This window comes from Euryarchaeota archaeon, from assembly GCA_016207515.1.
GTDB lineage: Archaea > Thermoplasmatota > SW-10-69-26 > JACQPN01 > JACQPN01 > JACQPN01.
On the sequence record JACQPN010000012.1, the window covers coordinates 51,434 to 67,401 of the forward strand.

Consider the following 15,968-nt stretch of genomic DNA (forward strand, 5'->3'; position numbering starts at 1 on the left):
ATGACGCAACGGACCCGGCCGCAATTACCAGTCGTAACGACATGGGGTCCGATCACTTGCACGGTTTCCCGCCCCACGAACTGTCAAAAAGCGTCGCATCCCAGCCGTAGGCCGCGTAGTAGCCGACCGTGGGTTCGCAGCGTAGCCACCTCAGGTTCCCGGATGAGGTCTGGTTCGCGATCGGCGCCGACGTGTAATGGTTAGCAGGCCAGCTCTTGCCTGATGCGAGCAGTTCGACCCTCAGGTCCTCCGCGCTGATGCGTTCCGGGACGAGCCCCGCGTGGCCACGCGTGTAATCGTTGATGAGTTGCACGATGAACGCGTGGGCGTCGGCCGAGACGGTGTCCCCCTTCGCGATCGTCTCGGGATCCAATGACTTCGACGGGACCTCGATGGCCCACGGGAGGGCAGGTCCGGGCGCGAACGTGTAAGGGCTCTCAAGGGCGCCTGACGCCTCCACGCGCGCGCTCACGATATTCGTGCCCGCCGCCTCGATCGTCACCGAATAGTCCATGCGGCTCCCGCCGGCGTCGAAATGCCCTTCACCGGCCCACGTGTGTCCCACCAACGTCGTCGTCACGTTCCCGCGAAAACCCGCGTGTTCCGTGAGGTACTTCAGGTCCCACGCCAAGAGTTGCACGGTGCTTGTGCGGAAGGCCGCCGCGTCGAACCCGTATTTCGTCCAGCCGATCCCGTTGTACGTAGTGTAGATGACCGTTCCGGATTTCACGGCCCGGCCGGGGAATTCCGCCGTGCCGTTCGGGTCAGCCGCGAAAAGATCGCCAGCGCGGCCCGTGAACATCCTTCCCGGCGCCTCGCCTGGTTCGCCGGGCGTGAGCGTCACGATCATGTCCGCGAATTCCAGATCCAGACGCTCTGCAGGGCGGGTCTGGTCGGACGTCGGACTTGTGCAACCGGTCAGAGTGATCGTGCTAAGAAGCATGATCGCGAAACGCGCTTTGCTCACAGCGCCTCAGTCGCAGCGGATTCTTATAAAACGTTTGGTGGCGGGTATCGGCTCCTCGACTCGGATGCGACCGATTGCCGGGAACCCGGTTGCGTGGCTCGGGTTGATCGAAGACGGCGCGTTATCGACGCGAAGACGACGCTACGGATCAGCATAGATGCATCGTCTTTCCGGGAACACGAAAACCAGCGCCGATCCGCGGTCACGCCGCGGTTCACTGATCGCGTTCCGAGTTCCCGATCTCTCCGAATCTCGCAGCTGATCAGCTCCGCATTTGAACATGTTTGACAAGTATTCCAAAAACCGGTTGTTAACCTCCTATCGTAACAACGATATCATATTAATACGACCGGTGTCCTCTTCACGTAAGCCCCAGATGGCGAACTGGGACGGGAGACTGGGGAGGCGGAACGCGGTTTCCGTAGCCGAAGAAAGTGTTCGGTTGTCGGTCACGCTTTTTCGCGCGCCTCGCTTTCTCGATCGGTCAGGATTTCGTCGCCGAAAAAGAGGGATTTGAAATGGCGAAAGGAGGCAACGAGGGCAAGCGGGCATTGAATGTTTTTGTGAGCGTCATGATGGTCACTTCTGGCCTATTGGTGCTTCCATTCTCGGAATGGGCGCCGTTCGGCACAGCAAGCGCGACACCGAGTTTCGGCACAGGCGCCGCCGGTTTCACGGACTATCAACCCCCGTCGACGATGGGTAACGACGCTGCCGAGCCCGGCATAGGCGTGAACTGGAACACTGGAAAGGTGTTCATCAATTCCAACGCAGACCAATTGCGCGTGACCTTCAACGACGCGGTCTACCCTCCGACCGCGTTTTGGGAAGACAAGAGCGCCCCCTTCTCCATAGTCAACATCGACCCCGTGCTTTTCACCGATTCCGTCACGGGCCGCACCTTCGCCGGCGGCCTCGACGGGACTTGCAGCATCATCGGGTTCACGAGCGACGACGGTAACTCCTGGACCCCGTCGGCGGACGCCTGCGCCCATGGCGGTTGGGACCACGAGACCGTCGGCGGCGGCCCGTACGCCGAACCCCTTCGGAGCATCATCGAGGACAGCCCGATCGCGTACAAGCACGCAGTGTACTATTGTTCGCAGGTCGGCCTGGAGCCGAGCCCTGCCTTCTGTTCGCGAAGCCTCAACGGCGGCCTCACCTTCGAAGAGGTGCGCCCCACGTGGGTGAGGGATTGTTGGGCCATCTCCGGCCACATCCGCGTCGCCCCCGATGGGACCGTCTATCTCCCGTCCCGTAACTGCGGCGGCAAGGACGGCTTCGGCGTGAGCACCGACAACACGCTCAACTGGAACGTGAGGACAATACCGGGTTCGACCGCGAGCGGCCGCTTCGACCCGAGCATCGCCCCGAGCTACAACGCGGACGGTTCGGGCAACTACTGGATCTACTACGGCCAGGCCGAGGCGAACGGCGCCTTCATCGCGGTCTCGAAGGACCGCGGCGTCACATTCGAGGACATCGGCGCCGGCAACGGCGTCACGCCAACGAAGTGGTTGAACGTCGGCGCGCTGACGAGCCCGCCGGTGTTGCGGGCCGAGTTCGCCGAGGTCATCGCGGGCGATCACGACAGGGCCGCGTTCGCCTTCCTCGGTGCGACACAATCCGCGGCGAACCTCCCCGGTTGCGCGGCCGCACAGAACTCGCTCGTATGGTACATGTACGTCGCCATGACGTACGACGGAGGCGTCACCTGGAACGTAGAGAAGGCCTCCGAAAAGATAGTACAACGCGGTTCCATCGGCGACCCCGATGAGACGTGCCGCAACCTCCTTGACTTCAACGACATCACCGTGGGCGCCGACGGACGCGTCCTGATCGGCTACGCCGACGGCTGCACGTCCGCGTCCTGCGAAGGGCCAAGCGGCACGGCGGGGCAGAGCCGTAGCGAAAAAGCGACCATCACGCGCCAAAGCAGCGGCCGCGGCCTCTTCGCGGCGTTCGACACCGGTTCCCCGCTTGAAGCCGACGCCGGCGGCCCATACTCGGGCGGCGTCGGGGCGCAGATCTCCTTCGACGGCGCTGCCACGGGCGGCACCTCGCCATACTCATTCGGTTGGGACTTCGGTGACGGGAACACGGGAAGCGGCGCTTCCCCCACGCACGCCTACGCCTCTTCGGGGACGTACACGGTCACCCTTACCGTCACCGACGCGGCAAGCACCAGCGATTCGGTCTCGACGACGGCGACAGTATCCAGTACGACCTCGGTGCCGGTCGTCGACATCGAGAACCCGGCTTCGGGTTCCACCGTGCATGACACCGTTGCGATCTCCGGGACGGCCGGTCACACGGGCGACCCGAACGGATTGACGTTTGCGGGCCTTTCCTCGGTCACGGGCACCGGCACGACGGCGACACTTTCCTGGAGCTCCGCCTCGGGCGGCACGCCTCCCTACACGTACAACGTGTACACGGGCCCCGCCGGCAGCGTCGATCTCGGTAGCCCTATCGAAACAACGGGCTCCACAGGAACGACGATCTCCGGCCTCGTCGCCGGCGTCGAAGCCTGTTTCATCGTCCGCGTCACCGACTCGGCCGCCTCGAGCGACACGAACACGGTGGAGAAGTGCTACCTGCCCACCTTGACGACCGAGACCATCACCTTCTACTACCACGGCGGCGAGTTCACGGACGCGCCGGACCCCGCTCCCGACAGTGCTGTCATGGTGAAGGGGACGATGAGCACGACCCCGGGCGCCGCCCCGAAGCGGGCGGTCACCGGAGGTGGCCTCGTCGGTTCTAGCCAACAGATAGGCAACGTCGTTTCTCCGGACATCGACGCCTACCCGCTCCTGTTCGAGAGCGGCCCATTGACGGGCCCCCTCACGATCGCCGACGGGACGACCACCATCACCGACAACGACGGCGCACCGTGGACCATCGCGAACAACGTCCTTCTCAGGGACTGCATCGCGGGCGGCATCGACGGCAACTATTTCGCCGACGTGTACCAGGTGGTCGGCGACACTGCGACGCTTGTGCTCACCAACGACGCCGCGGAGTTCTCCAACACGGGCGTCCTCTCGGCCGACCCGGTCGAAGGCGACTGCGTCGTACACCACTTGGGTTACGCGGAGCCGAGCACCGCGAGCCACACTTTCCCGGTGGGAAGCAAGATCCTTGTGGGGATCCACCCGGACTTCTTCGCCGCATCCTTCAGCGCGACCTACAAGTGGGACGGTCCGGCCCTCTATGACTCGCACCTTGAGTTCACCGGGACCTACGAGCCAGGTTCGCCGCCTGTGCAGGCGATGATAAGCGACGCCGTCGGCGACGGGCACAGCCCCGAAGCCGATTTCGTCCAGGTGGACGCGGCGGCGACGGCCACGGACCTCGTCGTGGCCATGAACGTGGACCTTCTTCTCACGTCCCCCGGCGACGGGTTCGCGTCGAGCGAGTTCCACGAATGGGACGTCGTCTTCACGATCGGGACCACGGAGTACGATTATCAGGTCTACACGTTCGGCCAGGTGACGGGCCTTTGGTCCTTCAACGACGGCGCGGACAGCACCGGCACGGTCGACATCGACTACGCGAACAACAGGATCACGGTCACGATCCCCTGGACAGAGGTCGGCGCCACGGCGGGCCAGGTCCTTTCCGACGTCCACGTGCAATCGTACGAGACGCCGACCGGATTTCTCAGCTCCGTCGTGCCAGACGACAGAGCTCCCGACGTCGGCGGCGCGGCGTTGAGCGTTCCGGCCTCGGTCTCCGCCCCCTCGACGGGCGACCTCGTTACCGGTCTCAATACGCTCTTCCTCCATGGGGAACGCGTGCGATCGCTCTCGGTCCCGTCGATAGGCGACCTTGGAAAGTCCGCGCCCGTCTTGTCCTTCGAAAGACCGGAAGGGCTTGCGCCCTCGGTCTTCTCTGAAAGCGACGGCCCCGTCTTCATCGCGTTCAGCGCGCCGTTCGAAAGCGACGCGACGATCGGCGACGGTGAGGGCTCTACGATCGACGGTGCGAGCCTCGGCGTCTACATCTCGCAGAGGTCAACGGCCTCGATGCTCGATGGATTGAACGCGGAACTGAATCTTGTGACCAACGACGGCGTCTTGCCCCTTGCAAGGAGCTACAGCGACGACGGCCCGAAGGCGCAGGGGATGCCGACGCTCGTAAACATGCCGTTCGAGATGGGCAAGGCGTACTCGAAGACGCGGCAACTCGGCGGCTTCGACGTCTCCCGGACCGATTTCGCCGGCTTCCCGGCCACGGATGAGAACGGCGATGTCCTCGCCCACGTGGGCGACAGGCTCGAAGTCCGCTTCTGGATCGACTCGCCGGCCACCACGTCGCCTTACGCGGTGTACTATGACAACAACCGCTTCCCGAGCGCCCTCAGGGTGCCGTTGAGCGGCCTCGCGCCGGCCGAACCGCCGGTGCCGATCACCGCGACGGGTGCGAACGTGCTCGGCGCCGACGACCCGCAGGAACTCCCGCCGCAGTATGCGAGCCTTGACCTCAAGGGCGCGGCGGTCTCGAACACGGCGACGGACCTTGTCGTGACGTTCACGACCTACGGTTTCGATCCGGCCTTGCCCCACCCCGGTAGCCCCGCGGCCACATGGGAGTACGGTTTCACGCTGGACGGATCGGAGCTCGCTTTGTGGATAGAGAGCACCGGCGCACAGAACCCGACCTTCGAGGCCCAATCGCAATGCCTCGGCTGCCTCGGCGCGACCGGTTGGCTGACCCTCCAGAGCGGCTTCCCGGTGACGATCGACGCCGCGAGCCACACCCTTACGGCGACGGTCCCGCTGTCGGCCTGGTCGACGGCGATCAGCGGCGCTAGCCTTTCGCCCGGCGACACGTTGACGACGACCTTCCTCCAAGCGAGGATGCTCGTGCCTGGAAACGGGCTTCCGAGCGTCCTGCCCACGATGGACTATGCGCCCGGCGGCGGCCCCGAAACCACGGCGACGCAATTCGTCCTGGCTCCCGCCAATGGCAACGAGTACACTATACAGGGCGGCCCGAACCCCGACACGCCTCCGACCATCTCGGCGTTCTCGGGTTCGCCGACGTCGGGAAGCGCGCCCCTCGCGGTCGACTTCAATGGAAGCGTCGTAGAAGGGACGAACGCCATCGCCAGCGTCTCTTTGAACTTCGGCGACGGCTCGAGCCCGGAAAGCATAACGCTTTCCGGCGGCAGCTTCTCCGGCGTCTCCCACACGTACACGACTTCAGGCTCACGTACGGCGACGCTCACAGTGACCGACACGGAGGGCCTCACGGACTCCGCGACCCAAGGCGTCAACGTCGGCTCCAAACCCGCGGGCGTCTACGTGACGGTGGGGAGCGGCGCCGAAGAGCGCGCGACCGACGACTCGCCTGATTCGGCGACGTGGCACATCGACCATGACTTCTCGGTCTACGCGCCCGGGACCGGGCTCGTCATCACCGCAGTCTTCTTCGACGGATCCTCGGAGAGCGCGCCTGATTCGGTGAGCGTCACCGTGGGCGAGTCTGGGACCATCACCATCACGAGTCCCGCCGACGGGGCCTACGTGGACCCGGGCATCGTCCCCATATCGGGCACGACGCCGGATTCAAGCGGCTCCGGCCAGTCCTCCGGCATGTGGACCCTTCCGTTCGCGGACGACGTGGACATGGATCGCGTCCAGGACGCCTTGGAGGACGAACTTTCGCAAGCCAGCGCAAGTGACGTCTACAGCGTCAAGGTGCTCCTCGACCACCCGGCGACGGCGTTGGACGCCTTCAAGTTGGGAAGCCGCGGACACGCGACATACTCGTACCCGATCAAGGTGATCGACGCCGTCGACCTCGAAGGTGTTCCCGCTTGGGCCGTCAAGGGCCTCTTGCGCCACGACGGGGCGATCCGTGTCGAGTGGAACCCGCCGGCGGTCCTCGCTGACGGTCTCTCCGGGCAGATCATCAAGGCTAGGCCGTCGAGCACCTACGCGGACTGCGTGTGGGGCGGGGCGGGTTGCCTCGGCTACACCGGCAAAGGGGTCGGCTACGCCAACTTCGACGCCGGCGCCATGGGCACCCACAAGGCGTTCGAATGGGGCGCTTTCGCCCCGACGGGCGTCTCGCCGTCGACCTCGAAGCGCGTCGCCACCCTCGACGTCTGGGGACAGAACACGGTCGGCAACCACGCGACGGCGACGGCGGGTCTCGCCGTCGGGACCGGCATGGCGACCACCGAGCAGCCGCTTTACGGTTCGGCTCCGGGTGCTTCGCTCGTGAGCGTCATCGCACTCCAGGAGATCGGCGGCGCGACGGGGAACAGCGTCAACGTGCGCACCTGCCAGGCCGTGGACGCGGTCATCGCGGCGAAGGCCACGTACAACATCCGCGTTGCGAGCCTTTCATACGGAAGCCTCCTTCCCGCGTCCACTTCGGACGACGCGTGTGTGGATCGCGCGGTCGACAACGGCATCGTCATGGTCATCGCGTCAGGCAACACGGTCGGGATCGGAAGCCCCGGTACGGCCGCGAAGGCGATCACGGTCGGGAACCAGGACGATCTCCGTACCGTATCCCGTGTCGACGACACCGTCTGCCACGGAGCCTTCTTCGAAGCCAACGGTTTCGGGGGTGCTTGCGGTGTCAGCGGTTCCGTCACGGCCTCCAACCAGGTCGGCAAACCCGATCTTCTGGCGCCGGGCGTCTGCGTCTCGGTGGCCCAGGCGACGTCCACGACCGCCTTCAACGAGTGCGGCTCGGGAACGAGTTACTCTGCTCCCATCGTCGCGGGCATCGTCGCCCTCATGTTCGAGGCGAACCCCGCGTTGACACCGACCCAGGTCAAGAGTATCCTCAGGGAGACATCCCACGTCGGCGACCTGCCGCCCACCAACACGTGGGTGCCCGGGATCGGCTACGGTCACGTGGACGCCTTTCTTGCAGTGAAGGCCGCGAAGGACCTTGCCGGAACGACGCCCCTCAGCGTCGATGCGGGCGGCCCGTACGTGGGCTCCCCTGGCGTCGATGTCGCGATGTCGCCGACCATCAGCGGCGGCACCTTGCCCTACACCTATTTGTGGAATTTCGGCGACGCGCAGACCTCGACACAGGCCGCTCCGAGCCACGCTTGGGCCTCGGCCGGGACGTACACGGTGACGTTGACCGTCACGGACTCGGCGGCAACGCCGTCCATCGTCAGCGACTCGACCACTGCCACCATCTCCGCGGGGCTACTCGCGGCGATTGGAACCCCAGCCGCGGATGACGTCGTGTCCGGCTCCGTCCCCGTTTCGGGCACGGCCTTCTTCCCGCCCTCGGCGGGAAGTGCTCTCGACCTCAACGCCCCGCTCTGGACGGACACGGCGGGCGACGGGGGCGCGGGCGGCGCGAACATCGATCACATGGACTTCGTCTCTGGGTACGCTTGGGGAGACGACGGGCCGGCGGACACCACGTTCAACGTCGGCGCCCGCCTTGCGTCGCTTCCGAGCGACCCTCGTAACGCCGAATACGCGCGTTACACCCTGCAGTTCGTCTACGGCGACAGGCAGTACTACCTCCTGAGCCGCCTCTCGAACATCGCGGGGACGAACCTGCCGGATGGCGAGTTCAAGGAACGCTTCGTGCTCTACAACCGGCCATGGCCCATCGCCTCGACGAGCCTCACCTACATCGCGGACATAACCGGTTCCTGGGACAGGAACACGGGGCTCGTGACGTGGAACGTCCCCAAGGACCGTATCCAGGATTCCAGCGGTAACGCCGTGCAGCCGGGCGAACTCCTCACCGACTTCGCCGGCTCGACGTCGCTTGCGGCCGCCGGTTCGGGTATTGTAAGCATCGATTCCACGAGCGCTCCCGCATCGGCCACGTTCACTATCGGCCCCTCGGGAGGCGACCCCTCGGTCGAGGTGACCTTCGGTTCTCTAGGGCCCGTGCTCGCGACGGGGACGACGTCCTGGAGCACGTCGTTCGATTCGACGCTCGTTCCCGACGGTTCGACCACCATCACTGCGATCGCCTACGACGGCCTGGGCCACGCGAGCCCGCCGGCGACGGTCGTCGTGACGGTCTCGAACGGCGGCGGGACGGACCCGTCGGTGTCCTTCACGACTCCGGGTGCCGGGGCGACGGTCTCTGGTTCGGTCCTCTTCTCGGGAACGGCCTCCGCCGGCACCGGGGGTTCAAGCAGCATGCCGCAAGGCGTCGGTGGGATAGAACTCCATGGAACGAACGGTGCGGTCCCCATGCGGGCCCAGATCGAGACCTACGCGTACCGCGACGTGCGGTCGTGGCGCCTTGAATGGGGCGACGGCCAGATCGAGGCCGGCGTTGGAGCCCCGTCAGGCCTCTACAACCACCTCTACCTCATCCCGGGCACGCACGAAGTGCGTATGCTCACCGAGGACCACGATGGTGTGTTGCACCTTGACGACTTCACGGTGATCGCATCGAGCGACCCCAACGGCGAGCCCGGCCCGACCAAGAAGACGCTCTACTTCCACATGGCGGATACGAGTGTGCCCGCGGACGGTCTCATCGACGAACAGTGGGTCAACGCGGATCCCGACGATCCGGAGGGCAACTCCGACGGCGCGATATCGAGCGGCGGCTTCAGCCCCGACGGCGTCGACGAGTGGCCGCTGTCTCCGGCACCCAGCCAGACGCTTTACCTCACGACGGGCGGCGTCGGTGTCGCGACCCTCGAATACGAGGGCCCGGCCGACGTACAGACGCGCGTCGTCGTCGACGTGCTCGTCGACGGGGAGCTGCGCGCCACGGGTTCGACGACGGCGGACTTCACGGGCCTTGCCCCGACGACGGTGACTTTCAACGTCGTCGTGACCACCGATTGGGACGGGACCATCCCCGCGGGAGCGGACGTACGAGTCGTGACCAAGTACCAGACCGCCACGGGCGGTTGGGTGGGAGCGCACGGGTTCGACACGACGTTGTGGAGCCTCATGCTGCCCTTCACCACCACCTCCGGTGGAGGCGGCGGGGGCAGCACCATCGAGGAGGTCAAGTACTACCCGCAGAACGTCGTGACGACGTTCAACTCGGGCGGTTGCAGCAACACGGCGGCCGGGTCGATGGCCTTGACCTCGCCGGCCGGGCAGGCGTACCTCCACACGACGAAGCTCGCGAACGCGAACTGCGCCCAGAACTCGCTCACGTTGAAGTTCCTGACGGACGTCTTGGTCGACGACCTCGACATCTCGAAGGACGGCGACGTCGAGGTAGTGATGGGCGTCAGCGGTTACCCGTGCGGTGACTGCGCGCTCGCCCCGATAAGCATCGGGGCCAAGGTCGGAACGGCCGCGGACCCGACGCTTGTGGGCTCCGTCGAGGCGGTCGTCGGGCCATCATCGCCGCTTGAGTACCCGTGGATGTTCACCTTGACGTTCACGCCCGCCGCCGATGTCACGATCCCGGCAGGCTCGAAGCTGCGCCTTGAACTCGAATGGGACAGCTCCCAGGGCCAGGGCCGCTACTTCGGTCCGCCGCACGCCGTCTACGGCGGTGGCGACGATCTGACGCAAGGCCCGGCGTATTGGAGCGTCACAGTCCCGAAGAAAGTCGCGATCCCGCCACCCGCGCAGGTGACAGGCCTCTTCGCGATACCCGGTCCCGAAGAGATCACGCTCGGATGGAACGTCGTGTCGGGGGCGACTTCGTACAAGATCTACCGCGACGGCGTGTCCATCCAGCAGCAGAGCGCGATCGGGTTCACCGACACCGGCCTCACGGACGGGCAGCTTTACACGTATGAAGTGAGTGCTATGGGTCCGGGCGGCGAAGGCCTCAAGTCCTCACCCGTTTCCGAGACACCCGGACCGGTCGAGGTCGACGAAAAAGTCGACGTGACCGTGCGTAGGACAAGCGACAGCGTCGTCGTGTTCGGTCCCTCGACCGCGACCGGCGTTTCCGCCTGGAGCCTGTCGTGGGACTCGACGACGGTGGGCGACGGCGACTACGTCGCGACAGCAGTCTACCAGATGACGGACAGCTCCACGGTGCAAGCCGAACGCGCGTTCAGCGTGGACAACGTGCCAGACGTGGTCGCTCCCACCGTGAGCCTCTCCGCCGACAAGGCGAGTGCGCTCACCGGCGAGACGATCACCTACACGGCCATCGTGACGGGGACAAGCCCCACGATCGAATGGGCCTTCGGCGACGGCGCGACGGCATCCGGCGGCACCAGCCAGACGCACAGCTACGCATCGGCCGGGACCTACACGACCACCGTGACGGTATCCAACTCCGCCGGAAGCGATGCGGACAGCGTCTCGGTGACGGTCCTCGTTCCGAAGACGGTCGAAGTGCGCATCCTGGGCTCCATCGATGATTGGGCGCTTGCGACCCCCACGGGTCCTGCGGGCTCTTGGTCGTCGTGGGCCTACGATTGGGACGCGACCGGCCTACGCGGTACCTTCACCATCGAAGCACGCTACTTCGATGGAACCACGATGAACGATCCGACGTCGATATCGGTGACCGTAGACGCCGCGCCGACGGCCGCCCTCACGGCGACTCCGGGGACGGCCCCGACCGGCATGGACGTGACTTTGGACGCCAGTGCGTCCACGGCCACGACCGGTGGTTCTCTCGTCGAATACAGTTTCGACCCCGGTGACGGAAGCGGTGTCGTGACCGGCGCCGGCTCCTCGCTGGTGCACAGTTACGCGGCCCCCGGCACGTACACGGCGAGCGTGACCGTCGAGGACGACCTCGGGCGCGTAAGTGCCCCTGCGACGATCGACGTCGTGGCCGAGGATCGCGCCCCGACGGCAGCCTTCACAGCGCCGTCCACCGTGCTTACCCTTGTATCCGTGGCCTTCGACGGTTCGGCAAGCTCGGACCCGGACGACGCCATCGCGTCGTACGCTTGGAACTTCGGAGACGGGGGTTCCGGGTCGGGTGCTGCGACGAGCCACGCCTATGCAAGCAAGGGTACGTACACCGTGACGCTCACGGTGACCGACGGCCACGACGCCTCCGGCTCGGTGTCGAAAGACATCCAGGTCTTGAACAGGCTTCCGAGCGCGTCGCTCGATGTGAGCCCCGCGTCGGCCCTTGCAGGAACGGAGAGGACGCTTTCTGCGGCTTCAAGCTCCGATGCGGACGGCACGATCGTGGAATACCGCTTCGACCCAGGGGACGGAACCGGCGTCGTCATCGGCACGGCGAGCTCGATTGCGCACACCTACGAGGTCCAAGGACAGTACACGGCAAGCGTCGTGGTCGTCGACAACGACGGCGACACGGACCTTGCCGAGTTCCTCGTTACGGCGGCCAACAGGGCCCCGGTCCTTGGCGCGATCGGGAACAAGGCGGGACCCGAGGGAGCGCTCATCACCTTCACGGTGACGGCGAGCGACCCCGACGGCGACGCCGTGACGCTTTCCGCGTCGAACCTCCCCGCAGGCTCGGACTTCGACACGACGACTGGTGTGTTCTCGTGGACGCCCACCTACAACCAGGCGGGCACCTACGTGGACGCGCACTTCGAGGCGTCCGACGGCCTCACGTCCGATTCGGAGGACATCCTCATCGCGGTCTGGAACGTAGACCAAGCGCCCGTGATCGCGGCGATCGCCGCCCAAACGGTCGTCGAGAGGACGCAGCTCGTATTCTGGATGCACGCTTCCGATGCGGACGGGGACACTTTGACCCTCTCGGCGCTCGGGCTTCCAGCAGGCTCGATGTTCACGACGACGCCCGCCAACGACTCGGCGTACGTCGCATGGACGCCGGGCTTCGGTCAATCGGGCTCGTACGTGGTGACGCTACGTGCTAGTGACGGCAACCTCACGACCGCGGTCGCGGTGGGCATCGTCGTCGAGGACTTCCCGGACCACGAGGCACCGGTTACAAGCGCCGCGATCACCAGCGGGACCCAGTCGCCGAGTGGCTGGTACACGACGAACGCGGAGGTCACGTTGACGCCCGCAGACGCGGGCGGCTCGGGATTGAAATCCACCTACTACCGCTACAACGGCGGTAACAGGATCGGCTACAATCCGTCGACCAGGATCAACGTGCCGAGCGAAGGGACGACCGTGATCTCGTACTGGTCGGAGGACAACAACGGCAATCTCGAGGCCGAGAAGACGATCACCGTGCGTATCGACAGGCTCGCTCCCACGGTGACGATCACTTCGCCGACCGGGGTCTTCGGCACCGACATCGCGACGACCGAGGGCGGGACCGTGAACTTCACCATAAGCGCCAACGACGGCAGCGGTAGCGGCATCGGCCAGGTCCGCTTCTTCGTCGACGGGGTGTTAGTGAAGGTCGACACGTCCGCCGGCCCATACTACTACAACTGGAACGCAGGCGCGGCAACGACCGGTCGCCACGTGCTTTCGGTGAAAGTGGTGGACAACGTCGGGATACTCGTTGAGAAGTCGATAAGCGTCGTGAAGCTCACGTAGACGACGCGGCAATGGGGGGCCTGCGCGGGGCCCCTTCTCCTCTTCCCTTTCCAACGTAGCGCAAGCCACACCGAAAGGCGGGTTGTGGGGCGCCGATCTTGGCGCTGTCAAGGGTTGACATGGGTGACAAGCGCATGGTCACTACCATTGGCCGCGTCTTGTGGCCTCCTTCGGCGACCCAACAATGATTAAAGTGTGGTCCTCGTATAGCCGCATAGTCAAGATGCCGCGACCTCGCTACGTCGTCATCGGAGATGGGATATCCGGGGCCACGGCAGCCGTCACCCTTAGAAAGAACAGTGCCGACTGCGACATCACCGTCCTATCCGACGAGCTTGAGCCGCTCTACAACCGCGTGAAGATCAAGGACTTCGCGAAAGGATCCGTGACGGAGCAAAGCGTCCGGATGCACGACGCGAAGTTCTACAAGGACAATGAGATCGAGCTCCGCCTCGGCACACCGGTGCGCAACATCTACGACGTCGACAAGCAGGTCGTCACGGAAGACGGCGAATCGATCCCTTTCGACAAGCTCCTCATCGCCACCGGCGGGATCCCGAGACGCCACCCGGCTCCCGGCTCCGACCTTGGAGGGATACACAGGTTCTGGACGTTCGTGGATTCCCGCCGCATACGCGCTCACGCGCAAAAAAGAGGGAACGGGGTCGCCATAGGAGCCGGGCTACTCGGTATCGACATCGCGGTGGTCTTCGCCGTGAACGGCGTCAAGACCAGGTACATCATGCGCGGAGACCGCTGGTGGCGTGAAGGCATCAGCAAGGTGGGCTCCGAGATAGTGGAGGAGGCGATGCTCAAGAAGGGCATCGAGTGCGTCTTCCATGAGAACCCATTGGAGTTCAAGGGCACCGATGGACACGTCTCCTCGGTCGTCACGGACAAGGCCGAGTACCCGTGCGAGATCGCAGGGGTCGCCGTCGGGCTTCAATTCAATACGAGGCTCATCGCGGGGACGAAGGTGAAACTGGGTGAAGGGATACTCACGGACGAAAAACTCCAGACATCTGTGCCGGGCATCTACGCGGCCGGCGACATAGTGCAGTTCTACGACGTTGTCCAGGAGCGTGTGAACATGAACGGGTCGTGGGCCTCCGCGAAGAAGACCGGGGAGGTCGCCGCGATGAACATGCTCGGCAAGGACATGGTTTTCCGCCACGTCGACACCTACAGCATCAACCATTTCGAGTTCATGATCGGCTCCGTCGGGTCGGTCTTGGGCACCGACGCGATAGAGGTGAAACTGGGGCCGAAGGACTACAGGCGCGTCGTGTTCAAGGGAGACAGATGCGTAGGCGCCGTCTTCATCGGAAGCCTCGCGATGCAGGGAAAGTTCAGCAAACTCATCGACGGGAAGGTGGACATCTCAGGGAAGAAGGAGCTTCTGCTGGAGAAGGACGTCGACTTGACCAAGTTCGGGTTGGCCGCGAGGGCGCCGGCCCCGGTGACGGCCACCGAGTGACGGAGTCACCGACGTAGCGACAGTCAAGTGGCCCGCGTGCCCGGACGTGAGCACCAGCATCCAATGGCGTCTACGCGCCCGAGACCTCGGGTTGCCTTCCCCCTTCCGTCTTCTCTATCTCGTCCCTTCTGAACGGTTTTCTCATCCCCGTCTTGAATTCAATGACTATGTAACCGTCGGGCCTGAAGCCTTTCACCGTCCCCCAGGCGCCCCTCCATTGTTCCTGTACGGTGGGAACGTCAAGGACACGGACCTCATCCCCCTTCTTCAAGACCAGCATGCCGGGCTCATCAACGCATGCGGACTATAAAAATCGAGGGAATGGGCACGGTGAGGGAAAGCGCCCACGCCGCACGGGCGCCGCATGCTTGTCGCGGCCCCCTAGAAAACGAGCGTTTCATCGGCTTTTGGGATGTGCACTTGCGCCTTCGACCGTTCGGCCACCATCCGCTTGAAGGATACGGGCGCTGCGACGATTGTCGGAACCGTGTTGTAATGGATCGGGATGACGTGGTCGACCCCGAGCCAATCCGTCGCGATCGCCGCCTCGAGTTCCCCCATAGTGTAGTGCCCGCCGATGGGAAGCAATGCGATGTCCGGCCGGTAGAGTTCACGGATCACGTGCTTCATGTCGCCGAACAACCCCGTGTCGCCCGCGTGGTACACGCGATGCTCGCCATCGTCGATGACGTAGCCGCAGGGGTTGCCTCCTTGGCCGTCGAAGGGCCCTGCCTGATCGTCCTGGATGCCGCTCGAATGGGCCGCGAACGTCATCGCGACCATGATTCCGGGCGAGACGACGTATCGACCGCCGATGTTCATGCCGGTCGTCTTCAAGCCCTTCCTCTGGAGGTAGTTGGATATCTCGAAATTCGCGACCATGGGAGCGCCGATCGTAAGCGCGTCGCCCATGTGGTCGTCGTGGCCATGTGTGACAAGGACAAGGTCCGGCCTCAAGTCGGTGGCCTTGGCGCCCGTGACGTTCGCCGCGAACATCGGGTCGATGAGGATCCTGAAACCCGTCCGGCACTCGAGCTCCACGTTGGCGTGGCCGTGCCAGGTTATCTTCACCGGAAGACCGCTCCAGCCATGGGGTAGTCAAACGCCTCGGTATCCTAAAGTATTTCGA

The 15,968-nt window shown here is 64.7% G+C and carries 5 protein-coding genes and 6 pseudogenes; 8 read left to right on the forward strand and 3 right to left on the reverse strand.

What is annotated here, in order from left to right; all coding sequences use genetic code 11:
• Positions 1 to 52: 52 nt before the first annotated feature.
• Positions 53 to 967, reverse strand: a complete 915-nt coding sequence (locus HY556_05365; GenBank protein ID MBI4393216.1) for a hypothetical protein — start codon at positions 965 to 967, stop codon at positions 53 to 55.
• 518 nt (positions 968 to 1,485) lie between these two features.
• Between HY556_05365 and HY556_05370 the strand changes: the two are divergent.
• From HY556_05370 to HY556_05405, 8 genes and pseudogenes are all read left to right on the forward strand, one after another.
• Positions 1,486 to 3,141 (forward strand): annotated as a pseudogene (locus tag HY556_05370) (PKD domain-containing protein).
• Positions 3,142 to 3,654: 513 nt separating this feature from the next.
• Positions 3,655 to 6,228, forward strand: a pseudogene (locus HY556_05375) (PKD domain-containing protein).
• A 1,500-nt stretch (positions 6,229 to 7,728) separates the two neighbouring features.
• Positions 7,729 to 8,100: pseudogene (locus tag HY556_05380) on the forward strand (PKD domain-containing protein).
• A 1,788-nt stretch (positions 8,101 to 9,888) separates the two neighbouring features.
• Positions 9,889 to 11,202: pseudogene (locus tag HY556_05385) on the forward strand (PKD domain-containing protein).
• 192 nt (positions 11,203 to 11,394) lie between these two features.
• Positions 11,395 to 11,673, forward strand: a pseudogene (locus tag HY556_05390) (PKD domain-containing protein).
• 126 nt (positions 11,674 to 11,799) lie between these two features.
• Positions 11,800 to 12,189, forward strand: a pseudogene (locus HY556_05395) (PKD domain-containing protein).
• 375 nt (positions 12,190 to 12,564) lie between these two features.
• On the forward strand, positions 12,565 to 13,362 hold the full coding sequence (locus HY556_05400) for an Ig-like domain-containing protein (protein ID MBI4393217.1): 798 nt from the start codon (positions 12,565 to 12,567) through the stop codon (positions 13,360 to 13,362).
• A 223-nt stretch (positions 13,363 to 13,585) separates the two neighbouring features.
• The gene (locus HY556_05405) at positions 13,586 to 14,839 is read left to right on the forward strand and encodes an FAD-dependent oxidoreductase (GenBank protein ID MBI4393218.1); all 1,254 of its coding nucleotides are present in this window, start codon (positions 13,586 to 13,588) and stop codon (positions 14,837 to 14,839) included.
• Between the two features lie 70 nt (positions 14,840 to 14,909).
• On the opposite strand, the gene HY556_05410 is transcribed toward HY556_05405, so the two are convergent.
• A complete protein-coding gene (locus tag HY556_05410; GenBank protein MBI4393219.1) occupies positions 14,910 to 15,119 on the reverse strand; it encodes a hypothetical protein in 210 nt (69 codons plus the stop codon).
• A 101-nt stretch (positions 15,120 to 15,220) separates the two neighbouring features.
• Positions 15,221 to 15,910, reverse strand: a complete 690-nt coding sequence (locus HY556_05415; GenBank protein MBI4393220.1) for a metal-dependent hydrolase — start codon at positions 15,908 to 15,910, stop codon at positions 15,221 to 15,223.
• Between the last annotated feature and the right edge of the window lie 58 nt (positions 15,911 to 15,968).

Coding starts and splice junctions, on each gene's coding strand:
- HY556_05400 (MBI4393217.1), top strand. CDS start 12,565: ATGCACGCTTCCGATGCGGACGGGGACACTTTGACCCTCTCGGCGCTC.
- HY556_05405 (MBI4393218.1), top strand. CDS start 13,586: ATGCCGCGACCTCGCTACGTCGTCATCGGAGATGGGATATCCGGGGCC.
- HY556_05410 (MBI4393219.1), bottom strand. CDS start 15,119: ATGCTGGTCTTGAAGAAGGGGGATGAGGTCCGTGTCCTTGACGTTCCC.